General features: G+C 59.5%; 27 protein-coding genes. 7 read left to right on the top strand and 20 right to left on the bottom strand.

Annotation, left to right across the window (positions count from 1 at the left end; translation table 11 throughout):
• Positions 1 to 44: 44 nt before the first annotated feature.
• The 10 genes from HUS57_RS01390 to HUS57_RS01345 all read right to left on the bottom strand — a co-directional run bounded on the left by HUS57_RS01390 (position 45) and on the right by HUS57_RS01345 (position 6,991).
• A complete protein-coding gene (locus HUS57_RS01390) occupies positions 45 to 446 on the bottom strand; it encodes a DUF3168 domain-containing protein (RefSeq protein ID WP_173931138.1) in 402 nt (133 codons plus the stop codon).
• Positions 427 to 615, bottom strand: coding sequence for a hypothetical protein (locus tag HUS57_RS01385; RefSeq protein ID WP_173931137.1), 189 nt, complete (start codon positions 613 to 615; stop codon positions 427 to 429). Before HUS57_RS01385 ends, HUS57_RS01390 begins: the two co-directional genes overlap by 20 nt.
• Positions 612 to 941, bottom strand: a complete 330-nt coding sequence (locus HUS57_RS01380; protein WP_246727685.1) for a phage head closure protein — start codon at positions 939 to 941, stop codon at positions 612 to 614. Before HUS57_RS01380 ends, HUS57_RS01385 begins: the two co-directional genes overlap by 4 nt.
• 5 nt (positions 942 to 946) lie before the next feature.
• On the bottom strand, positions 947 to 1,516 hold the full coding sequence (locus HUS57_RS01375; RefSeq protein ID WP_173931135.1) for a head-tail connector protein: 570 nt from the start codon (positions 1,514 to 1,516) through the stop codon (positions 947 to 949).
• A 137-nt stretch (positions 1,517 to 1,653) separates the two neighbouring features.
• Complete coding sequence (locus tag HUS57_RS01370; RefSeq protein ID WP_246727698.1) at positions 1,654 to 2,898, bottom strand: phage major capsid protein; 1,245 nt, start codon at positions 2,896 to 2,898, stop codon at positions 1,654 to 1,656.
• 21 nt (positions 2,899 to 2,919) lie between these two features.
• Positions 2,920 to 3,603 carry an HK97 family phage prohead protease gene (locus HUS57_RS01365; RefSeq protein WP_246727684.1) on the bottom strand — a complete coding sequence of 228 codons (684 nt, stop codon included), beginning with the start codon at positions 3,601 to 3,603 and terminating at the stop codon, positions 2,920 to 2,922.
• A gap of 7 nt (positions 3,604 to 3,610) precedes the next feature.
• Positions 3,611 to 3,946, bottom strand: a complete 336-nt coding sequence (locus tag HUS57_RS01360; RefSeq protein ID WP_173931132.1) for a DUF6107 family protein — start codon at positions 3,944 to 3,946, stop codon at positions 3,611 to 3,613.
• A gap of 33 nt (positions 3,947 to 3,979) precedes the next feature.
• Positions 3,980 to 5,170: a phage portal protein gene (locus tag HUS57_RS01355; RefSeq protein WP_173931131.1), complete on the bottom strand. Its 1,191-nt coding sequence runs from the start codon at positions 5,168 to 5,170 to the stop codon at positions 3,980 to 3,982.
• Between the two features lie 98 nt (positions 5,171 to 5,268).
• On the bottom strand, positions 5,269 to 6,486 hold the full coding sequence (locus tag HUS57_RS01350) for a terminase family protein (RefSeq protein ID WP_246727697.1): 1,218 nt from the start codon (positions 6,484 to 6,486) through the stop codon (positions 5,269 to 5,271).
• Between the two features lie 7 nt (positions 6,487 to 6,493).
• Positions 6,494 to 6,991, bottom strand: a complete 498-nt coding sequence (locus HUS57_RS01345) for a hypothetical protein (RefSeq protein ID WP_173931129.1) — start codon at positions 6,989 to 6,991, stop codon at positions 6,494 to 6,496.
• A 627-nt stretch (positions 6,992 to 7,618) separates the two neighbouring features.
• Between HUS57_RS01345 and HUS57_RS01340 the strand changes: the two genes are divergently transcribed.
• The 4 genes from HUS57_RS01340 to HUS57_RS01325 all read left to right on the top strand — a co-directional run bounded on the left by HUS57_RS01340 (position 7,619) and on the right by HUS57_RS01325 (position 12,161).
• Positions 7,619 to 9,769 (top strand): penicillin-binding protein 1A, encoded by a 2,151-nt coding sequence (locus HUS57_RS01340; protein ID WP_173931128.1) that lies wholly within the window; start codon positions 7,619 to 7,621, stop codon positions 9,767 to 9,769.
• A 93-nt stretch (positions 9,770 to 9,862) separates the two neighbouring features.
• A complete protein-coding gene (locus HUS57_RS01335; RefSeq protein ID WP_173931127.1) occupies positions 9,863 to 10,447 on the top strand; it encodes a DUF1214 domain-containing protein in 585 nt (194 codons plus the stop codon).
• Entirely contained in the window at positions 10,440 to 11,003 is a 564-nt protein-coding gene (locus HUS57_RS01330; RefSeq protein ID WP_173931126.1) for a DUF1254 domain-containing protein, read from the top strand. The genes HUS57_RS01335 and HUS57_RS01330 overlap by 8 nt, the downstream gene beginning before the upstream one ends.
• A gap of 216 nt (positions 11,004 to 11,219) precedes the next feature.
• A complete protein-coding gene (locus HUS57_RS01325) occupies positions 11,220 to 12,161 on the top strand; it encodes a hypothetical protein (RefSeq protein WP_173931125.1) in 942 nt (313 codons plus the stop codon).
• On the opposite strand, the gene HUS57_RS01320 is transcribed toward HUS57_RS01325, so the two are convergent.
• Genes HUS57_RS01320 through HUS57_RS01310 form a run of 3 tightly spaced genes read right to left on the bottom strand, consistent with a single transcriptional unit; the run spans position 12,128 to position 15,137 of the window.
• Positions 12,128 to 12,481 carry a DUF1491 family protein gene (locus tag HUS57_RS01320; protein ID WP_173931124.1) on the bottom strand — a complete coding sequence of 118 codons (354 nt, stop codon included), beginning with the start codon at positions 12,479 to 12,481 and terminating at the stop codon, positions 12,128 to 12,130. The genes HUS57_RS01325 and HUS57_RS01320 overlap by 34 nt on opposite strands.
• A 42-nt stretch (positions 12,482 to 12,523) precedes the next feature.
• On the bottom strand, positions 12,524 to 13,375 hold the full coding sequence (locus HUS57_RS01315) for a peptidoglycan-binding protein (RefSeq protein ID WP_173931123.1): 852 nt from the start codon (positions 13,373 to 13,375) through the stop codon (positions 12,524 to 12,526).
• On the bottom strand, positions 13,350 to 15,137 hold the full coding sequence (locus tag HUS57_RS01310) for a PAS domain-containing sensor histidine kinase (RefSeq protein WP_173931122.1): 1,788 nt from the start codon (positions 15,135 to 15,137) through the stop codon (positions 13,350 to 13,352). Before HUS57_RS01310 ends, HUS57_RS01315 begins: the two co-directional genes overlap by 26 nt.
• A 375-nt stretch (positions 15,138 to 15,512) precedes the next feature.
• On the opposite strand from HUS57_RS01310, the gene HUS57_RS01305 reads away from it, so the two are divergent.
• Together HUS57_RS01305 and HUS57_RS01300 are read left to right on the top strand one after the other, a co-directional pair.
• Entirely contained in the window at positions 15,513 to 15,806 is a 294-nt protein-coding gene (locus HUS57_RS01305; protein ID WP_173931121.1) for a hypothetical protein, read from the top strand.
• A gap of 75 nt (positions 15,807 to 15,881) precedes the next feature.
• Entirely contained in the window at positions 15,882 to 16,304 is a 423-nt protein-coding gene (locus tag HUS57_RS01300; protein ID WP_173931120.1) for a SufE family protein, read from the top strand.
• A gap of 164 nt (positions 16,305 to 16,468) precedes the next feature.
• On the opposite strand, the gene HUS57_RS01295 is transcribed toward HUS57_RS01300, so the two are convergent.
• The gene (locus HUS57_RS01295; protein ID WP_246727683.1) at positions 16,469 to 17,233 is read right to left on the bottom strand and encodes a DUF6456 domain-containing protein; all 765 of its coding nucleotides are present in this window, start codon (positions 17,231 to 17,233) and stop codon (positions 16,469 to 16,471) included.
• Positions 17,234 to 17,280: 47 nt separating this feature from the next.
• Positions 17,281 to 17,697, bottom strand: coding sequence for a helix-turn-helix domain-containing protein (locus HUS57_RS01290; protein ID WP_246727682.1), 417 nt, complete (start codon positions 17,695 to 17,697; stop codon positions 17,281 to 17,283).
• A gap of 208 nt (positions 17,698 to 17,905) precedes the next feature.
• Between HUS57_RS01290 and HUS57_RS01285 the strand changes: the two genes are divergently transcribed.
• Entirely contained in the window at positions 17,906 to 18,187 is a 282-nt protein-coding gene (locus HUS57_RS01285) for a cytoplasmic protein (protein ID WP_173931117.1), read from the top strand.
• A gap of 147 nt (positions 18,188 to 18,334) precedes the next feature.
• Here the strand turns inward: HUS57_RS01285 and HUS57_RS01280 are convergent, their stop codons facing one another.
• The 5 genes from HUS57_RS01280 to HUS57_RS01260 all read right to left on the bottom strand — a co-directional run bounded on the left by HUS57_RS01280 (position 18,335) and on the right by HUS57_RS01260 (position 21,805).
• Complete coding sequence (locus tag HUS57_RS01280) at positions 18,335 to 18,769, bottom strand: MucR family transcriptional regulator (protein ID WP_173931116.1); 435 nt, start codon at positions 18,767 to 18,769, stop codon at positions 18,335 to 18,337.
• 334 nt (positions 18,770 to 19,103) lie between these two features.
• Positions 19,104 to 19,454, bottom strand: a complete 351-nt coding sequence (gene mnhG / locus HUS57_RS01275; protein ID WP_173931115.1) for a monovalent cation/H(+) antiporter subunit G — start codon at positions 19,452 to 19,454, stop codon at positions 19,104 to 19,106.
• The gene (locus HUS57_RS01270) at positions 19,447 to 19,785 is read right to left on the bottom strand and encodes a cation:proton antiporter (protein ID WP_173931114.1); all 339 of its coding nucleotides are present in this window, start codon (positions 19,783 to 19,785) and stop codon (positions 19,447 to 19,449) included. Before HUS57_RS01270 ends, mnhG begins: the two co-directional genes overlap by 8 nt.
• Entirely contained in the window at positions 19,782 to 20,249 is a 468-nt protein-coding gene (locus HUS57_RS01265; RefSeq protein ID WP_173931113.1) for a Na+/H+ antiporter subunit E, read from the bottom strand. Before HUS57_RS01265 ends, HUS57_RS01270 begins: the two co-directional genes overlap by 4 nt.
• Positions 20,246 to 21,805 (bottom strand): Na+/H+ antiporter subunit D, encoded by a 1,560-nt coding sequence (locus HUS57_RS01260; RefSeq protein ID WP_173931112.1) that lies wholly within the window; start codon positions 21,803 to 21,805, stop codon positions 20,246 to 20,248. Before HUS57_RS01260 ends, HUS57_RS01265 begins: the two co-directional genes overlap by 4 nt.
• Between the last annotated feature and the right edge of the window lie 2 nt (positions 21,806 to 21,807).

Here is a 21,807-nt window from a genome sequence, read left to right as displayed (position 1 = left end):
GCGGGCGGATGCCGCTCGTTCGCGCTTGATCTCTCGGTGTCGCGCTATTCCACGAGCGCGCGGAACCGCATCACTCCCTCATAGGCGGAAATAGCCTCGTCAAAGCGCATTTCGGTAGAAATCAGTCGCAAGCTGACTAGGTGATGGTCGTCAAACTTGAGCTCCCCCTCATGTAGCGCCGCTCGCACCATGTCCATGAGCCTCAGCGCCTCCTTCCGCCCCTTGTAGGTCGACCAGATATGCAGCGCGAAAAGATGCTCGCTTCCTTCCTCTGTCGCGGTGCTCCAGTCATACGTGCTGGCGCGGCCGAAGGTGATATAGGGAAAGGTCAGATTGGCGGGCGCGACGTCGTGGAACTTGGCTCCGCGCATCTCGGCGACCAGGTCGGCTTCCTCACCTAGCCTCTTTGCGACCGCCCGCTGCAACTCAATCGCCGCTGCGGTCATTGTCACTGCCCCTGCGTGCCTTGCTGCGCATGTTCGCCCTCCGGCGCATTTCGAAGCGCTCAAGGGCCTCCCGATAGGTTCCGCTTTCGACGGCACCGGCCTCAGCATGTGCTTTGGCGCGCATGGCGCGCACAAGGCCATCGAGCGTCAATCGCATCGTCACCTTCATCGACCTTCCTCACGTGTCAGACAGATCAGATACCGACCTGTTTCATCGGCATCCTGGACACCGACGATCTCCAGCGCCCTTCCCTGCTTTACGAAACGCATCCCGCTCCGCACGTCCTGGCGAAAGCGCAGAGTGATCCGATGCGAGACGGTCTCGTGGAACTGCCCCGCCCGAAAGCGGCTTTGGGCACTTACCGGCTCCACATGCGCCAGAACCACTCCGATCTCTCGCCATTCCACGCTGTGTCCGCCAAGACCGTCCTGGACGGTCTTGGCCTTCTGCAGCTTCAGTTCCGTGCGGAACCGTCCCGGATCTATGAAAAGCATTTGCATCACAGCCTCGGACCTTGCCAGGCTGCAAGCAACCGCCGGTATTCATCAGGAACGGAAACGGGTTGGCTGTCAGGGCCAAACGCACCGCGGAACTCGTACCAATGGGCGACAAGAAGTAGCATTGCCCGCTTCAGCAGGTCCGGCACGTCCGTTCCCGCCTCACCGAAACCGGCGGAAAAATCGATCTCGATCCCATTGAGTGCCAGTCCTGGCGTCGGCCGGTCGGCGAGGTGAAGCCGTGCCGGCGTCGAGGCGGCATCGAGTTGATAGGCATCGGGGGCCATCACGGAGCCGGCCCCGTCAGCGTCGAAAACCGTCACCGAGAGGATTTCCCGCACCGGCTTCCGCTTCAGCAGCACCACCTCCTCCTGCGGCCAGTCATCCAACACCAGCCGCCAGCATTGATGGATCAGCGCGGTCGCCGTCATCTGTTCGACCTCTTGGCGGGCCGTTCGAACAAGGTCTGAAATCAATGCATCCTCGCTATCATGCGCCACGCGCAGATGTGCCTTTGCTTCGGCAAGCGAGACCGGCTCGACAGTGGGATCGACCGTACGAAACAGCGTCATGCACGCCTCTCTTCAAGAAGTGATTCAATGAAAGACGGCCCCGGCGTTATCGCCGGGGCCGTCGCTGCCTGGCCGGAAAGCGGAAGGGGTGGGAGGAGATGCCGCTCTCGACGGCCAGGAAAGGATCGCCAACAGGCTTAGCTGGCGGAAAACTTCAGGAGCTTTATAGCCTCGAAGTTCTGGATACCGCCTCCCACGCGCTTCGTGGTATAGAAGAGTACGTAGGGCTTGGCGGAGTAAGGGTCGCGTAGCACGCGCACGCCCATACGATCCACCACCAGATAGCCGCGGCCGAAATCGCCGAAAGCGATTGGTGTCGCATCCGTTGCCACATTCGGCATGTCCTCCGCCTCCACTACCGGGAAGCCCATCAGCATGGCGCGTCCACCTGGCGTGGCCGGAGGCTGCCAAAGGTAATTGCCGTCCCCGTCCTTCAGCTTCCGCAGCATGGCCTGGGTTCGGCGGTTCATTACCCAGCTTGCATTCTGACGGTACCCGGCCTTGAGCCCATAGACGAGATCGATCAGCACGTCCGCCGGATTGCCGTTAGGCAGCGCCCCATCCACACCCGTGGCCATGTAGCTTACCTTGCCCCAGCTCCAGTTGCCCTCCTCCACCTGAGGATAGTTGAGGAAGCCGCGCGGCTTGTTGGCGCCGTCGCCATGCACGAAGGCTGTCCCCTCCTGCTCGGCGAAGGCGGTTTCGATCTCCGAGGCGATCCACGCATCGAGATCGATAACGCTGTCCTCCAGCAGGTTGGCCGTCGCCGCCGGCATTGCGTAAAGTTCTGCCGTTGGAAAGGAGAGTTCGTCCAGCGTACTCGAATCCGTCTCCAACCGGCTGGCCGCTTCGCCCACCCAGCCGGTAGCCGGGCCGGAAACTGCAAACGGTTTCTTCAGAACGGCCGAGGAAACCTGGCGAACGGCGGCAATGGAGCGGATCGGAGAGATGGCGGCGAGCCTCTTGCCGATCTCCGCTTCCAACTCCTCCGGCACGACGTAACCGCCATCCTTTCCTGAGCCGAAGGACATTGCCTTCTCTTCCAGCCCGCGCAGTAGGCGGTCGTCGCCCGTGCGGATATAATTTTCGAAGGCTTGCTTGTGCTCAAGGCTCACGAGCGGTGCGCCTCCATCCCGCCCCAGCGCTGGCCGGGCCTTTTTCAGTACCAGCCGGTCGATGAGACGCTTCTGCTCGTCGAGCGCGTCGGAAAGCCGGTCGACTTTTTCGAGTGTCAGCGGATCGGCCGAACGTCGTTCGATATCCCTCATCCGCCGGTCGTTTTCCTGCTTAAACGCCTCGAACGTGTTCATGAACTCGTAAAAGGCGCTTGTAAAATCGCTGTCTCCGGCAACGGATTTCGATTCCAGGACGCCCATATTCATCGTCTCAGTCATTCAGTGTTCCTATTGTTCAAGAAGGGTTGTCGCCCGGCGGAGCATCGCCGCCAGACTCTCCGGCGCTGCCGGCGCGGCGTCCCGCTCGCGCAGCAAGTGTGCGAAGCCGCGTGCGATTACGGTCTTGGCTTCGCTGCGCGTCAGCCCCGCATCCCGCGTGAGCCAACGCTCAAATTCTCGGTGCGTCGGCAATTCGCGGCCAGCCGATGCGCTTTTCACCTTTTCCACACGTGCTTCCGGCAGCATCGGAAATGTCACGACCGAAATCTCCCACAGATCAGCCTCCCTGATCCGCCTTATCCCAGTTCGCGGTTCATGCACCGCGCGGACCGCTCGAAAGCCGATGGAGAGCCCGTCGAGCGCACCGTCTCGCATCAATTCCAGCACCTCACGTGCCTTGGCTGCGCCCGTAGCCAGCTTGCCCCGCACGAAAAGGCCATGCGAATCCTCACGGATCTCGCGCCAGGTCCCGATTGGCTGGTTGGGATCATGCTGAAAGAGCATACGGATGCCAGCCGCCCCACGCTTCCTGATCGAGGCGGCGAAGGCGCCCGGCTCCACAATGTCGCGTCCCAGATCTACGCGGCCGAAGAGGCTTGCATAACCGGAAAAGGTGCCGTTGCTCTCGACCTGTTCAATATCGAGCCCGGCATATTTTCGCTCCTCACCGCGGAGGGCGATCCTTGTCTTCATTGTACGTTCAGTCCTTTGTTTCATGGCGCGGTTCGTTCGTTCCGCCGGCGCCAAGGAACCGCATGATGAAGCCGATGGCGCTCCAGGCGCACAGGCTCGCAGCCGCCGACCCCATCAGCACCAGTTCTCCCGGTGCCAGATGTCCGGCGATGCCGAGTTCAATTGCAATCTTCCGCCCCGCCGTTCCGCCAAAGACGACGCCGCAGGCGACCCCGACGGCAAAGCGGATAGCAGCATCGCGGCGCCCGGAGGGCAGGAGATAGGCAAGCGAGATCGCCGAGCCGACCACCGCGCCAGCCGCCTTTGCGAGCCATAGCCAGGTAGCCTCGCTAAATCCGAACATGGATGTTTCCTCTTGTGCGGGGGCATGCGGCCCTTACCGCGTGAAGTCAGCAGTTGCCTCCGCAACGCCGTAGCCGACGGCCTCGCGCTTCTCGTCATCGCTGAGAAAGGTGGCCTCATTGACGCGTTTCCAGAGCGCGTCGCGCTCAGCGGCAAGCCCTTCCACCTGGTCGAGATCGAAAGACAAGCGCACTTGCCCGCCAAAACGGCGAGCGAGAAACCTGTCGAGTTCCTGGGTGATGCGCCCCACCAGCGGAAGAACCGTCAAGCGGTAGAATGCTCTGTTGGCCTCCTGATAATTGGCATAGGTGTTGTCACCGGGGATGCCAAGCAGCATTGGCGGCACGCCGAGCGTCAGGGCGATATCGCGTGCTGCCCCGTTCTTTGCTTCCATGAAATCCATGTCTCGGGGCGAAAGGCTCATTGCCTTCCAGTCGAGCCCGCCCTCCAGAAGAAGCGGTCTTCCGGCTCGCCTTGCGCCGGCATAGCCTTCCTCAAGTTCGCGTTTCAGCCGTTCAAACTGCTCGTCGGTAAGGTTTCCTCCTTCCTTGGGCGCATAGACCAGCGCCCCCGAAGGCCGGGCGGAATTATCGAGCAGGGCCTTGTTCCAGCGCGCAGCCGCATTATGGATGTCGAGCGCCTGCAACGCGGCGACGAGAGGTGCAAAGCCGTAATGATCGTCAAGCGGGTGATACAGCGTGAGATGAAGCCCGCTGCCTTCCTCGTCGAGAGATATGCTGCGCTTCGCGTTTCCTGCCTGATGCTCAAGCGCCAGAGGCCACCCGCTTGCATCCGCCACCACCCTTACGCGGTCCGGCCGCAGAAGATGCATCTCCCGCGCGCCCGTACCGGTTTCGATCAATTCGACATAGGCATTGCCAGACAGAAGCAGATGGCCGTAAAGCGTTTCCATGAAAGTCGGTCCGGCCTGCCGTTCGTTCGGACGGGCAAGCAGATCGAGAAGCGGGTGAGTGTCGAGCTCTGCGTCGCCCTCATAGGCCAGCCACGGTATTGCCCCGGCCGCCTCCGCAATCATGCGCACTGCCCGATGTGCCACAGGGTTGCGCATGAAGCCTTCGCGCGCCAGGGCCGCGTAGTCGCGCCGCGTCCAGAACGCGTCGCCCTGCCCGTGCAGAGCAATGAACCCGTATCCGCCGGCGTGTTTCTCTTCGCGGGGCGCGTTCTGCCGTCCCGGGGTTCGAGCCCAAGGCCAAGTCCAAGCCATTTGTCATTCCTGCGAATAAAGCGCGGTGCGTCCGCTGGGCGCACGATGAACGCGCTACCTTCATGATCTGCGCGCAGCACGCGCAGGTTGCGAGCTAACTAGGAGAAATCGCGGATGCGCGGTTCACCTGCGGAGCCGAGCATAAGCTCCGTGAGGGCCCAGACCAGCGCGTCAACGCGGTCGGGTGATCTCCCGCCCGAAAGACCGTCGGTGCCGAAGTCGCACATCTCGTCCTCCAGTTCTGGAAAGCGGGCGGCATGGCGCACCCTTCCCTGCGCGTAAAGCGCGGCCACCGGTTCGGCACGCACCCACTTGCCCCGGCTGGCCCGCACCGGCTTTACTGGTGCTGTCGGATCGACGGTTGCAATCACGCTGGCCACCATTTCTCCACCCTGGTTCACTTCAGCCACAATGGTATCCGCTTCGAAGCGGCGGAAGAGCGCCGTCACCGATGCGGCCCATCTTTCCGGCTTCGCCCCACTAAGGGTGCCGTCATGAAGGACCCAGCCCGTCCCATCCTCCGCCAACCCCGCAACGACGATGCCGCATGCGTCGGAGGTCCGGCGGCTCGTTGCAGGAGGGTCGACCGCAACGACAATCCGTCTCAATTCATCCGGCAGCACCTGCCCTACGGTTGCTTCCAGACTGGCCCGCGTCCACAACGCGTCATCCCGATCATCGATCAGTTCCCCGTCGAGTTCCTGCCGCCCCAGCCTTGTCCCTGCATAATTGCGTTCGACAGTTCGCAGGAAAGCGGGGGCCAGATGGGCTCCATTTTCTTCCGTCCGCATCCGCGTCACCGTAATCCCATCCGCCACCACAAGCTTGCGGATCAGGGGCACGGGCTTGGGGGTGGTGGTCAAAAGCTGTACCGGCCGCTCCCCCAGCCGCAGACCGAACTGCAACATGTCGAATACTGCCTCTGCATTCTTCCACTTCGCGACCTCGTCGCACCAAGCCGCCTCGAATTGCGGCCCGCGCAAACTGTCGGGGTCCTCCGAGGAAAAGACCATCGCCACAGCTCCGTCGTCCCACACGAGCCGACGGCGGCTTGGTTCATAACGAGGGCGGTTCGTGCGCGAGACCGACAGGATTCCTGATGGCCCCTCGATCATCACCTCACGCACGTCCCCTAGCGTTTCACCCACTAGAGCAATGCGGCCATATTTGCGCCCAGCAAAGGGCGAAAGGCCCCGCACCAGCGCGTTCACCCACTCGGCTCCAAGCCGCGTCTTTCCGGAACCGCGTCCGCCCAGTACCAGCCATGTATCCTTCAGCCTTGCGCCCACCGGATATTGCGGCAGGCGGCCGTGCATCCACCATTCATCGAGCAGCCGGTAGACGAGTTCCTGTCGTCTGAAGGTCTTCACTGCCCAGGGAGGCAGCGAGTTCACAGGCAATCTCCACGATACGGGCATCGATAAGTGCGAGCGCGGCGGCCAGTTCTGCATCGCTTCTTTTCTGTTTCTCTGCCGCGCGCTCGGGCACGCGAATCATTTCACTGAGTTTCTCCACCATCCGCAGCATCACGGACAGTGCATCGATACGGCTCTTGTCGTAACTGCCGGTGCTGCGTCCTTCAGCGCCAGCGGCTTCGAGATCTCCCACGAGTTGATCGGACAGCACCACAAGGCGCTTTTCGAGTGCCTCTGGCTCGGCAGCGCTACTACCCGCGTCCCGCCAGCCCTCCCGCAATGCTCGTTCCTTCAGGTACTTTTCGCTGCGCCCCATAAGCTGCGCAAGAAGATCGATGCTTACCGGCGCGCCCTCCAGGAGCGCCCTCGCCGCCTGCAACTTTGCCGCGGCAGAACTGAGGGACATCGCGTTCTCCCAAGTTCAGCGAACAAAAAAGCGCCGGCCAGGAGGCACAGCGCTTGCGAATTCTCAAATCGAAGAAAAGACCGGCCGGCAATCTGCTCCAGCACCCGCAGAACCAAAAATGGCTCCCGCAATGCACGCTATCCGCCAATCAGGTACTATGCCTTTCTGGTCGGGAATGGAGATCGGGCTCGGAAAAACCCTTCTGTTGACCCACTTCTTCGACGATGGCGCAACCCTACCTGACCACCGTTACGGTGTCAAGGAATAAATTCCTATCTTTTGAGATCAACGTGCGGTTCTTGCCCAGCATCCTGCAATGCCCCGGCTGACCGCCGCCTTCCTCTTTCCGCACGTCGAGCTTATATGAAATCGGCTAATGATCGGCGTTTGCAACTTTTCCGGCGGATATCCATTGCCCATCAATCACTCGCGCAGCGGCTTTCGATAGGGATTGGAAAAGCTTTGGCTGCTACCTTCTGCCTCGCAGTGGATCGCGTGACAATGTTCGAGCGGGGCGCGAAGAAACATGTTAAATTCCTTCACATAATGTGAGCGAATCTTGCCGTGCTGCGTTTAGGCGACAGATGAAAAGCAGGAACTCCAAACGAGGATGCCGGACGCTCTGACATGATCCAAAAGCGCCGCCCGAGAAAACAAAAAATCCCGAGGGCGACAAGATTCCTCGACATCGACGCTTGGATTGACTCCACGCTCTACGAAGCCGGCTTCAAGGCTTCCGAGTTCTGGGAAAACCTCACCGTCTTTTTTCGCCGCTTCCGTGTTTTCGGCCTGCAAAGAGCGATCGTGGAGATGGCAGGCGAAGCTACCACGATGATGGCCGCCGGCTCTGTGGTCATGCTGGCACTTGCCACCCCTGCATTTGTGGAAACTGCGGGAGACTGGCGCGCCCAGGATGATTACGCTGTCACCTTTCTGGATCGCTACGGCAACGAGATCGGACAACGGGGCATCCGGCAGCGCGATTCCGTCCCGGTCGAGGAAATGCCTGACCATGTGATCGAGGCGGTGCTGGCCACGGAAGACCGGCGCTTCTTCGACCATTTCGGCATCGACATTGTCGGCCTCTTCCGGGCGCTTACCGAGAACATGCGCGCCAACACCATCGTACAGGGCGGTTCGACCATCACGCAGCAACTCGCAAAGAACGTCTTCCTGTCGAACGAGCGGACAGTGGAGCGCAAGATCAAAGAGGCCTTCCTCGCATTGTGGCTGGAGGCGAACCTTTCCAAGCGTGAGATCCTGCAGTTCTATCTCGACCGCGCCTATCTGGGAGGCGGCACATTCGGAATCGCGGCAGCCGCCGATTTCTACTTCAACAAGCAGGTCAAGGATCTCACTCTCGCCGAAGCCGCCATGATCGCCGGCCTCTTCAAGGCACCGGCCCGCTACGCGCCCCACATCAACCTGCCTGCGGCGCGTGCACGTGCGAACGAGGTGCTCTCCAACCTTGTCCAGTCTGGCTTCATGACCGAAGGGCAGGTACTGTCTGCCCGGCTCAATCCCGCCGCTGTTGTCGACAGGGACCAGCGTGAAAGCCCCGATTACTTCCTCGACTGGGCCTTCGAGGAAGTGAAGAAGATCGTGCCAGAAGGCGCCTCACATTCGCTGATTGCACGCACGACCTTCGATCCGGACCTTCAAGATGCGGTGGAAGAGTCGATGGAGTTTCACCTCAGGCAGTACGGCAAGGACTATAATGTGGAGGAAGGCGCCGTCGTGGTGCTGGAAACCAATGGAGCCGTTCGCGCGATCGTCGGCGGTCGCGACTATGGCCAGAGCCAGTTCAACCGTGCCACGCGCGCACAGCGCCAGCCAGGCTCCTCCTTCAAGCCCTATGTCTTCGCCGCCGCCGTAGAAGCGGGCTTCACGCCACAGTCGCGTATTCCGGACGCACCGATCAACTGGGGTGGCTGGTCGCCCAAGAATTACGGGCGCAGCTATGCAGGCACCGTATCGCTTGCGACAGCACTTGCGAGGTCCTACAACACGATTCCCGTTCGGCTGGCTCGCGATCACATCGGCATCGAAGCCATCCAGGAACTCGTTGCCGAAATGGGCGTGGAATCGGAGCTGAATGGCCACAAGACTATGGTTCTGGGTACCTCGGGCATGACAGTAATGGACCAGGCGACGGGGTATAGCGTATTCGCCAATGGCGGTTATGCCGGAACGCGGCACGGTATCGTTCACTTGCAGACCCACTCCGGCACCATCATCTACGACCACTCCCGCGATGCGCCTCCACCCAAGCGAGTGCTGTCACAAAAAGCCGCCGCGGCAATGAACTCCATGCTGGTACTAGTGCCGGAGAGCGGCACCGGCAGGCGCGCGGCACTTCAGGGCATTCGCTCCGCCGGCAAGACAGGCACTACCCAGGCCTATCGGGACGCCTGGTATGTTGGCTTTACCGGCAACTATGTGGCCGCCGTCTGGCTCGGCAACGACGATTATCATCCAAGCCGCCGTATGACAGGCGGCTCCCTTCCGGCAATGGTGTGGCAAAGGTTCATGACCTACGCCCATCAGAACATCGAATTACGGCCTATTCCCGGAATTGAGAACCCATTACCGGACGGGAACAAACTGGTGGCCGCATCGAGCGGGAACAGCGCCGCTGGCCCAGCCCTGGGCGGCAGGCGCGGGGTCCAGGCCATGCCTGTTGCCACCCGGCGCATGTTGGAGGCCATGGCAGAGCGCTTCCGCGCCGCGCCGTCCCTTCGCAAGCCGGGTGAGGCTGCCGCCCTGTCGGCACTTTGAAGCTTTGAATAACCCCAGCAGGAGTGAACGAGTGCTTGCGCCGCTGATGCCGGGTGGACTACCGAGTATATCGACCTGCAATCGCTCGGGACCATGCTGAAGACCATTTCGCTCACCCTGCTCATTCTTTCCCTGGCAATCGGTGGCGGCGCTGGCAGCGTATTGCTTCTCATGGAGAGCACGACAGGAGTGGGAACCTTCGGCGAAGGCCCTTGGTCGGCGACACCCAGGGCCGGAACGCCTGATGCCGACCCTTATACGCGCGCGCGCTTTGTCCGCGAAGGTGGCGTTCCACTCGGCCGGGCAGAGGGCATTGCCTTCAGCGCCTCCCGTGATTCTGCCGGCGCACCGCTCAACCGCAAGTGCACCTATCGGATTGAAGGCCAGGTACCGTTAGCGCGCTTCTGGACGCTTTATGCCGCAAATCCTTCGGGCATGCTCTTGCCACCTTTCGCGCGTCGGCAGCCGGCTCTCCATTCGCTCATGGCCATACGAGGCCCCGGCAATGCTTACACCATCACTGTTTCGCCCCATCCCTCGCCCGGCAACTGGCTGGCCACCAACGGCGAAGGCCAGATGAGGCTGCATCTTACACTGTTCGACACACCGGTATCCGCTGATCTTCCTATCGGGCATCTCACCCTGCCCGACATTACGCGAGTTAGCTGCGATGCTTAGGCTCCTTTATGCATTGGCTCTCGGGATCGTCAGTGCAGGCATCGTTCATATCGTAATCCTCCTGCTGTTGCCCGGCTTCTCGGAACGAGATATCTGGTCACGCCTTTCCGCCATCACCCCCCCATATGTCACCACTCGCCTGGACAGCTCGATCTTCGGCGGAAACATGTCGGCGCTCGCGGGTCCTTTCATCCTGGAGGCAGCCTGCCGTTTTGATCTGGCCGATTCGGGCTTGCGGATCCGCAGCGAAGGTTCCGTCCCCTTCTGGTCCATGTCCGTTTTCGACAGCAACGGTCTCAACGTCTTCAGCATCAGCGATCGCGCCGCAAACAACAGGGTGCTGGATTTCGTCGTGGTTAACCCGGAACAGATGCGTCAATTGCGCCAGCAGCCTGCAAGTCAATTGGAGCGATCGATCTTTGTGGAGGCGGCGGTCCAACAGGCAATAGCGGTCGTGCGGGTATTCGTACCTGATGAAACATGGTCAGGTGAGGCAGATGCCTTTCTTGACAGTCTCAACTGTACCAAGCAACCTCTTGCCCCTGCCACCGGCTAGTCTTGATTTCCATCGTCGAGTGCGCGTCGCTGCTCCGGAATTTATCGCTGCGCATGAAGGATCATGATTAATCCAGTCGTTGCACTGCGCCATCATGGTGAACGCCATGCTTAATTTTGCGGTTAACAGCTCGCTAACGCATTCCCTCTAAGTTGAGGCAGCGTCGGGCCGGCTCCTCGCCCGGCTCCTTGGGATTCAGCGTCGGGTATTGCCAAGGTGTCAGACACCGACTTCAGGCACATTTCGTTTGGGCAGGGGCTGCGCAATTGCGAGCATGTCTTTCGCGCGGCACTGTCTGCCTATTGCACGCTGGACCGCCCAACCAGCTATGAGACTGCACAGCTAGACGATCTCGCGATTGGCCTCTTCGACGCCGTTCCCTCCGAGGCGCGCCGTTTTGCTGCTGCCGTTCTTTGCGATGCGGCTCCTGCGCCGCCCCGCCTGCTGCGGCGCCTTTGCGACGAGCCGGTGGAGATTTCTGCTCCCCTTCTTCTTCGCTCGCGCGCCCTCAGCGATGTGGACCTGATTGCACTTATTTCGAAGCATGGCCTTGGCCATGCCCGCATTATCGCACGCCGCAACGGGCTGAATCCGGTTATTGCGACGCTTATTCGGGCGCTCGTAGCGCGAGCAGAGACGGCGCAGGAGGCCTTGGGAGCCGAAGCGCCGGTTCAACAGGAAGATGGCTCGCTTGATGAGATCAGGCGCCGCTTGCGGAAGCTCATGCAGGAGGAGCATGAGAAAAGCGACGCGGATGTGAATGAGGCAACGGTCTCCGCCCGCCTCACCACCCGCGACAAATTCATTGCCTTGCGGGAGTCTGCGCTTGCAAGCGAAGGCTCACGCTTTACAGCGGCGCTTGCAAGCGCCCTTCGCCTTCCGCCCGAATGTGCCCGCAATCTTGCATCCGGTACGACCTATTCCCAATTGCTTGTGGGTCTTAGGGCGATGGAACTGACCCCTGAAGAGGCATTTCTGCTGACCGCCTTGAAGTTTCCAGCTCAGGTGACGCACCGCTCCGCAATCAAGAACTTCCTCGACCGCTATGAGTCGATTGACCTGGCAACGGCCTTGAGGAAGGTAGCAGAATGGCGCGAGGAAAATGCAAAATTTCCTGCATTGAATCACGCAGCGCTTCCGTCTGTGGTGGAAAGATAGGCGGAAATTTCGCCCGACGTTTCGATTTCCACCACCCACAGGTCAGGGTCAAACCTTGACTCAGCCGTGAGACGTTTTTCGATCTCAGCCTCATCCATCGTTGCAAGAACAAGATCGAACCGGCGTTCCGAAGGTCGTTCTTCGTCATAGCTGGTCTGTGGAGCCGGACCGTAGAGTTCAAACTCGCCAAGGCGTGTCCTGCGGATGACGAAGATCGCGCCGGCAGAGTGAGCGCCTCTGCGGCGGATGGCGGCAAAACCGCCATCGCTGAAGATTCTCTTGATCAGCGCCGAGACCCACAGGTCGCTTGTAACGCGCATAGCGAAGATGCTCCGCGATTTAATAGGCGTTGCGGCCGAACGCTATCTGATCAACCCGATTTCCTGCATCTTGGAGTATAGCGCCTCATCAGGCTGGCCAGTGACAGGCAGGCCGAAAAGAGACTGGAACTCCTGGATGGCTTTGCGCGTCTTTTCGCCCATCACGCCATCGACATCGATGCCGTCATTTCCAAAAGCCTTCAATCCTGCCTGAACGCGCTGGATCCTTACATCGCCGCGATTGGAAGCCATCTGCATTCCGCTATCGGAGCGGTTTGCCCGGTCTTTTCTTCTTTCCGCAGTTGAATCCGCCGCAGGAGAGAGAAATTCGTTCAGGCCGAGTTGCCGCAACAGCGCCCCATCGATCCTGTTCCCTGCTTCAAGGCCGACAATTCGCCGGTAACTCTGGATTGCGGCATCTGTCTGCGGACCAGTCATTCCGTCGATAGGTCCAGGATATAGCCCCAGATCCGCAAGCGTCTTCTGAACGGCGCGGATCGTGCCTTCGTCAATGCGTACTAGCTGAGCGGCAGGTGGAACCGATCCCGTGGCTTCGTTTGTCGGGAGAGGAATTGCCTGCTCATCCGTTACCGTCCAATGGCTTTGCCTTTCGGGTGCAGCGCTTGGCAGGGGGTGGTCGTCAGGTAAAGCCGCCGATGGAGTGGCTTGCGTTTTTGTCAAGGAACCGCGCGTGACGACGAATGCGCTCGGATGTGTTTGCGGCTGATAGAATAAGGCGTTCGCCGAGACGAAGGCCAGCGACACCAAAAAAGCGGTCGTCCCACCGACAGCTACGGGATTGCGCCCAATGGCATCGCCAATAACGGAAGCCGCAGCGTGCAACAACCTCCAGCGGCTCTTGCTGCGATCATGCCGTCTTGCGTTCCGTTTCATGGTTCCACCCGCCATTCCAGTTCGCTCCAGTTATTGCCGCGGCCCTCCCTTCATCCTCTTCTTGCCGCTCAAGTCCTCCCACCGGCAGGGACACATGAACCCGCGTGCCTTCCCCCGGCGTGCTTTCGATGCTCACTCCCCCGCCGTGAAGACGCACAAGCCCCTTCACTAATGCCAGGCCCAATCCCATTCCCTCATGGGAATGATCCCCCTGCACCTGCCGGAACGGCTTGCCCAGCCCCTTCAGGTCGTCAGCGGAGATACCTATTCCCGTGTCGCTCACCGTGAAGTCAAGCCGGTCTCCATCGCGCCGCGCCGTTACCTTCACTTCTCCCGAAGGCGAGAACTTCACCGCGTTCGAAAGGAGATTGATCAAGACCTGCTGCAAGATCCGGCGGTCGCAGCTTATATCGCCGATCTCTTCGGAAATGTCTGCCTCAAGCCTCAACGATTTTGCCTGTGCTTGCTGGGCAGTCATCGCTATGCACAATCGAACCGCTTCGTCAAAACGGAACGTTTCCGTCTGCGGCTTGTAATTGGATTGCAGCTTAGAGGCATCGAGCACTGCATTCACAACCGACAGCAGGTGCCCGCCCGCCTCATATATGAGGCGGACATATTCACGTTGCCTTTGGTTCGCCAGAGAGCCGAACATCTCGCTGTCCAGCACCTCAGAGAAACCTACAATGGCATTCAGCGGCGTACGCAGTTCATGGCTTACAGATGCAAGAAGTTTGTCTCGCGCAAGCACAGCTTCCTCGGCAGCGGCGGCCGCGGCGCTCGCCTGCGCAAGTGCGGCCTCAATGTCGGCTGCAGCGAAATCCGCGCGCAGCACCGCCACGAAGCCTTCCGGGTGCGCGGGCGAAAAAAGCTCGCAGATAAAGGGCGCGTAGTTGGACCCCGCACCAAGGCCGGATTCAAGGGGAACGCGCAGCCGCACACGCAGGGTCCTTGCCTTCGCACCTTCTCGCAAATCCGTCAGAGCGGACAGCCATTCCACCCGATCCGCCACCTGTACGCGTTCGAACAGCCCGTTGCCAAGCAGCATTTCCGGTGCAACACCAAGCAGCGCCTCCGCCTTCGCGGAGACTTTGACGACCTCGCCCGTCGGCAAGAGACGAAGGATCACTGCCTCGATCAGATCCTCCACCGCCGTGGCAGGCTCTTCAGAGTCTTGTTCGCTCCCACCCAGTGCCGACCAAAGGCGGGCAGCCAGCGTGGCGGCATAGGCTGCCGGCACCAGCCAGTGCCATGCCGAGACCTTGGCATTGGGAATGACCATGTCCTTCAGCATCGCAGCAGAAAGGAGCGCCGCCGCCATTGCACAAAGACTCCAGCCGGCGGCACGGCGCGTCCGCGCCACCCAGCCTGCTTCCAGGGCGAGGGCTGCGGCCATGATCGCCATGGGCGAGGCTGGTCCTCCAGCGGCAGCAATGAGCAGCGCGGCTGCTCCCGCCCCCAGGATCAGTGACATGGCTTCTGCGATAGCCCGTTTCCCCGTCCCCATCAATGTGATCGGCGACAGAAGCCCCACCCCGAATGCCATGGCGACGACGACGACAGTGCCTGCTCCGCCGAAATTCTGAATTCCTGGTTGCAGTACCGCCAGCGCAGCGAACACCGAACCGGCCAAAAGCACGCCCATCAGCCGAAGCTGACGCTCGCGCTCTCCATTGTCACGCACGGATGGATGGATCAGACGCTTGCAGGTGGCGCTGATACGCTCGGAGCATTCTAACAATATGGGCTTTATTCTACTCACTCGACGCGCTCTGCCGTATCCGCGTGGCGGGCTCTGGTCTGGACCCGAAATTCGCATCCACCCTTTAAGGAATGGATAAGCGCGCGCTGCTGAGACACGCGCAGCACAGTCAAAAGGTGTTAACCGGCATGTTGTGCTCAAGAGGAATGCTGCCATGGTTAACAGAACGTCGCCTGCAGCCTCTTTCCAGGTTTCAAGGGCTGTCGAAGAGAAGGCAGTTCCGGCAACCTGCCAGCCGAAAGCTAGCTGCCAAGACGTCTTCGATCCAACCGAACGGCCGTATAATCACCTTTTCGGCGCTTTGGGTTTCAGCTTAGCGAAATCTGCACCTTTCTGGAGCCTTATCCATGGGGCAGACGTGGCAGAGAAGGAATAATGGACTTCCTAATTCGCAGCACCATTGGGCTTACACTCGCCATAACCCTCCTCGCATTCTTCACCGCACCCCAAGTGGAGACGACGCCGCAGGGCCAAGATTCCGGCTTGTCTCTGAACCGGGATACGTTCGCGCAGGTCTGCGAAGGAGAAGCCAACCTGTGCGAGGCTGCGAAGACCACCTTCACCGCAATTGCCTCGCAGGTGCTCGCCAGCATGCGCGCTGTCATGGATCAATCGGAAGGCAGCGCGTTTGAAGCACGCCGCCAGATGGATCAAAATCCGCCGTTTTGATAAAACGGTCCGTGAGAGCGTTCCCCGAGGGTGATTTTCCGTGACGTCCCGCGGTCAAATGACTATATGCGAGGCATGATCGACATTGAGACCATACGCGACGATTTCGCCTTCCTGGACGATTGGGAGGATCGTTATCGTTACATTATCGAGCTGGGAAACAGTCTTCCGGAGTATCCCGAATCTGCGCGCAATGAGCGGCACAAGGTACGCGGCTGCGTCAGCCAGGTTTGGCTCTTAACCGAGTTTGGTGAAGGCGCTGACCCGATACTCGTTTTCCGCGGCGATTCAGATGCCCATATCGTGCGCGGTCTCGTCGCCATCATACTGGCCTTGTTCAGCGGCAAGCGGGCGAGCACAATCCTCGCAATCGACGCAGAGGAAACGATGCACTCGCTCGGCCTGGATGAGCATCTGACGCCGCAACGTGCAAACGGCCTGCGTGCCATGGTGCAGCGGATCAAGGACGAGGCAAGCGGTTCGGCCAGCGCTGCCTAGCTGCATTCCGGCCAGAACTACAAAAACAAGAGCTTGCCCTGAAAAACTGGCCAACTGCTTGCCCTTGCCTGCCGCAGGGACGGGCGCTTTGGGACGCTGTAGCGTCATGAGGCACTGCTTTCCTGTACCGCCACGGGGTATCGGTTGGTGCCGTTTTTTCTCGGCTACATCCTCGGCCGATAGTCTTCCGCGCCCCAATGCAGGATGGTCTGGCTGCGGCTCAAGGCCTGAGGCTCATAATGGCGGCTCAAGGCTGACAAAGCCGTTTTGAGCACCACCTTTGCCGAACGAACCGGCCAGCCGCGCTCCAGTTCGACCCGCTCCAACCCTTTCAAAAAGCAGCATACATCGACAAGAATTCCGGCCAGTTCCGGTCCCACCGCTTTCAAGGCTTGGTCTACCCGATCACGCGCTGCCAGTGCAGCATCCGTGAGTTCCGCAATTCCGTTTTCACCGCTCCTGCGGCGGGAGTTCGAGATCGCGCTGCTCCAGTTGACGCCCAGCCGAGGAATAATCTGCGCGCGCGTGTAATCCGACCGAAGCCTTTCACCTGCTTGGAACTCGCTTTCAGAAAGGAACGGTACACCTTTCTTCGTGCGCCTTCGAGCAAGCAGCGCCAGGGGCGATTCGCCAAGATTCGCCCAGGCCGTCTGCTCTCTAGCTTCCGTACTTATGCTTATCTGGGAAAGCTCCTGATGCTGGCACCTGAAAGCATGCTCGCCTCCACTGCTGCGCTTTGCCAGGGCAAAACCTTCCTCTGACAAGAGAAACCGTTTCCCGCGACAAAGAACAATGCGCTGTCGCAAAAGCATGGAAAGGGTTGCGGCGGTCACAGATATCGTACCCCGATCTGCCCCGTCGAGCAGCACCATGCCTTCCTTCCCACCTGTCTGCCCCTCCGCGGTCCCTCTGGAAAGGAAGCGTAACACACGCAAACTCTCCTTTTTCATACGCATTGCGCCCGCTTCTTGCCTTTTCAACGTGCAATCCCCCTATGGCGAAACGCAGCCGCAGTGACCTGCTCGGTCATGTGAACGATACGATCAAAATCCTCGTCGTCCCGCAGATCCTCGATTAGATGGCAGGCGTGCTGAACGGTGGTTCTGTCTCGCCCGAAACCGCGCCCTATCTCTGTCATGTTGAGCCCCAGCGTCACATGCGCCACATACATGCCGATCTGCCGTACCCGGGCAACGCTCGTGGAGGAGCGATCAGGCCGCCGCAACTCCTTTCCACTGACGTTAAAAAGGGCGGCCACAATATCCATCACGCATTCACATATATCCGCGATCCTTTCATCATTTACGGGACTGAGCTTTCGCACGCTCGTGGAAGCAGGGATGATCTCCTCCCCTTCCTCACTCTGAATCTTGGCTACGGCGGTCGACTGCACGGAACACATCCCTTCCGATTAGAGGAATATATTCTCTATAGCCTGCCATCTCCTGGACGTGAACATAACGCGAACAAAAAATTCAGGGAAAGAGTTCTAACTATCTAAAATCGTTAGTTCTTTGGCTACAATGAACATTTTTCCGGCCCGAATCTGTCCCCACCCGGCACCGCGGCGTCAATCTCGACCCAAACAGTTGGAGATCGACATGGGGTTGTTCAGATCCGAAGCGGAGGCGTTCCGCTCGAAAAAGGGCAGGGAGATCATCGAAGCAAGGCAGCAAGCCGCCTTCTTTCTTGTATCCGGTATCGACCTTGCAACTGCCTTAAAGACCACAGGCACGGAACGAGCCGCCATTTGCATGAGGCTCGCGCGCCTGATCGAACGTGAACGGCTTAAGGGCATACGCCGGCATTGGAGCTACGACATCAACCGCCACATCGCTCTCAAACAGGCTTATGACCGCTTGAGGCGCTCAGACAGTCAATAGAGGCAACCGCTCGTCCTCACGAGAACGAAGCGAGCAGGCGGTCTGACGATCAAGCACTGATCAATGGAGCAGAGCGCATTCGGCCGTGGATAGCAAAAAGCGGCACTCGCGCGCCGCTTTTTAGGAACTGTCCGGGCGTGACGGTCGTCACTTGGTGCCAGCCGTCTTGCGCTTTCGGCCGAGCCCCATCTTCTTGGCAAGCGCTGAGCGGGCAGCAGCGTAGCTCGGCGCCACCATCGGATAGCTGGGATCAAGACCCCATTTCTCGCGATACTGTTCCGGCGTCAGCCCATAGTGAGTCATGAGGTGACGCTTCAGCGACTTGAACTTCTTACCGTCTTCAAGACAGATGATGTAGTCGTCGTGAACCGAGCGCTTCGGGTTGACCGCTGGCTTCTGCTTTTCAACAGGCACTTGCTCGCCGCTCTGTGTCACCCGGCCGAGTGCTGCATGCACATCAGCAATCAAATTTGGAAGCTCGGTGGCCGGCACCGGGTTGTTGCTTACATAGGCAGCAACAACATCCGCCGTCAGCTCGATAAGCGTTTCGGTGTTTTTTCCTAGTTGTTCATCCATTTCCATTACCTTGCCCCGATATCGGCGGTTGATTCTTGCCCCTTATTTAGGTGAAGCTTCAGCACGCAACACCGTCATATAGTCTTCTTACGTGTCACTGTCATATTGGGCGGGGATATTCACCGCGCGATACATTCAGTCAACACAATTTTTTTTAAGAACGGCAATTAATATATTCATTATATTTACTTCCACATTCGATGAAGTAACTACGCCATGTCAGATGTCTGCTGCTTAAGAAGAATGGAAGGCGGCTGCTTTAGAAGCCCGGCGAATCAAATTCTCTTGCTTCGATGAAGCCTTGAACCGTCAGATCGCATCGGGCCGGATCTCCGCGGCGCTATGCCTTCTTTTGCATTGTCTCATCCGCCATTTCGTCATGAACTGAACCGGGCCAGAGCCTATAACCGGCACCGTAGGCAGACTTCGCAAGAAGATGTGCCGAAATCGGCGCGGTGAGAAGCAGGAATACGATCGCGGCAATGGCCCGCATGATAATCGCCTGGTCCTCAGCGAACAGTGCAAGCGCAAGCAGCAGCACGCCTGAGCCAAGAGTTCCTGCCTTCGATGCAGCATGCATCCGGGTATAAAGATCAGGAAGGCGCAGAACGCCCATGGCTGCAACGAGGGCGAACAGGGAGCCGACGAGCATCAACGCTCCTATGATGACGTCCTGCAGGAACTCAATCATCACGCTTTCCTTTGTAGATCCCCAGCGGGTCCCTGGAGACGAATTCGTCCTTGTAACGCCGGCTCATGATGAAGCGGGCAAATGCGACGGTGGCAAGAAAGCCCACAAGGCCGAGTGCGATCGCAATGTCTAGATAAAGCGTGTAGCCGGTGCGGATGCCGATAACTGCAATAAAGCCGATTGCTATCATCACAAGCATATCGAGGCCGACCACACGATCCGGCAAAGTGGGCCCAAGCACGACGCGCACCACCGAAAGAAGGAAGGACAGGCTCAGTATTGCAAGCGCCGCGTTTCCGGAAAATGCGAGAAAACCTTGTGCAACGGTCATTCGAAGGCCTCCATGATGCGGCGCTCGAAACCTTCTGCAATGTCCTGCCGCAGTTGATCCGGGTCAGAGCAGTCGAGGGCATGCACATAGAGCATCTTCCTATCCTCCGAGACATCCACCGAGAGCGTGCCCGGCGTAAGCGTGATCATGTTGGCCAGAAGCGTGATCTCGAAATCCCGTTCGACCTTGAGCGGATAGGCAAAGATTCCCGGCTTGATCTGCATGCGCGGCGACAGCACAACGATAGCCACGCGAACCGCCGACATCACGAGTTCGTAAAGGAACAGGAGGGTAAGGGCGACGATCTTCTTGCCGCGGCTGAAATAGCCGGGCGAGCCTACCTGCCCCCGGATGAGATAAAGTGCGCCGGCACCGAGTAGAAATCCCAGCAGGAGGTTGGGAACGGTGAACGAAGCGGTGACGAGAGCCCAAGTAAGCGCCAGCAGTATATTGATCAGCATCATGGCACTACCCCTTCCGGGAACACCGACCCGATATAGACGGAGGCATCAAGAAGTCCCGCCGCTGCGTGTTCCGCAACAGAGATGAAGGGTTCGGGGTAAAGTCCCATAAGCAATGTCGGCACTGCAAGAGCGCCAAGAGCCACATACCCGATTGTCGGAGAGGTTGGTGAAGGCACCGCTTTTTCTATCGCTGGTCGCCAGATGGCGAGGAGAAAGACCCTGCCGAGCGCCAGAGTGGTGAGCAGGCCGGTTGCAAGAATGGCGAAGGCAAGCCAGGGCGAACCCGCCTCAATCGACGCTTCAACCAGCATGATCTTGGGCCATAGCCCGGAGGCGGGGGGCAACCCCGCGACAGATAGCATCAGCAGAAACGCGAAGACGGCGACCAGCGGATGGCTTGCATAAAGGCCCGAAAGCGTCCTCAGCGTATAGGTCCCCCCAATTCCGTTCATGACGCCTGCCAAAAGGTAGAGCGCAGACATCACGACCATCGAATGGAAGGCATAGAAGACGGTCCCGGCGACTCCCTCCATGGTGCCGAGAGCCAGCCCGGCGAGCATCACACCGACACCGGAGATGACGACAAAGCCAAGCACGCGCCTGATATCCGTTTGCGCAAGCGCACCCATTATCCCGACGATCATCGTCGCTGCCGCGACCCAGCCAATCAGCCCCGAAAGAACTTCGCGTTCCGGCGAGAAAAGCATCACCTCCGTGCGCAGCAGCGCGTAGACGCCAACTTTCGTCAGGACACCGCCGAAAAGTGCCGCGGTGACGATGCGGGGGGTGTGGTAGGAGGCCGGCAGCCAGAAATGGACCGGAAAAGCCGCAGCCTTCATCCCGAAGGCGAGCAGGTAGAAAACTGCCAGCGTCATGAGCGGCGCCGTGCCTCGAAGACCATCCGCCTTGCGCACGATATCGGCCATGTTGAGCGTGCCGAATGCGCCATAGAGCAACGCCGTGGCAATGAGGAAAAAGGTGGTGCCGATCAGGTTGAGGATGGCGTATTTCATCGTCCCGTCGAGTTGCGGACGTTCCGACCCCAGAACCAGCATCCCGAAGGAAGATATGAGGAAGACCTCGAACCAGACATAAAGGTTGAAGATGTCGCCGGTCAGGAACGAGCCGCCTACGCCCGCCATCATCAGCATCATGAAGGGGTAGAAGCCGTAGCGCCTGCCCACTGATCCTATATCGGTAATCGCATAGACGGCGCCAACCACGGCGACCAGCGTTGCAGCGAACGAAAACGATGCCCCAAGCGCGTCCGCTGCGAAGGAAATGCCGAATGGAGGCAGCCAGCCGCCCATCGTCATCACGACTGGCCCCTGATCGAGCACACGCGCCAGAAGCGCCGCATTGAATGCAAGCGTCGTCAAAAGTCCCACAATGGCAATCGTCGCATGAAGCCGCGTTTCATGTCGGATCATGAGCAGGAATGCGCCGAAGATGATCGGAATGGCTACCGGCGCCACGACCACCCAGTCCGCCAGCGGGGCGGGCGCCAGTACCATTGCTCCGGAAAGATCGACCGTCTCTGCTGTTCCAACCGCCATCT

Origin of the sequence: Chelativorans sp. Marseille-P2723, from assembly GCF_902809845.1 — a bacterium.
Lineage (GTDB): Bacteria > Pseudomonadota > Alphaproteobacteria > Rhizobiales > Rhizobiaceae > Chelativorans.
This window is presented reverse-complemented; position numbering and strand designations above follow the sequence as displayed.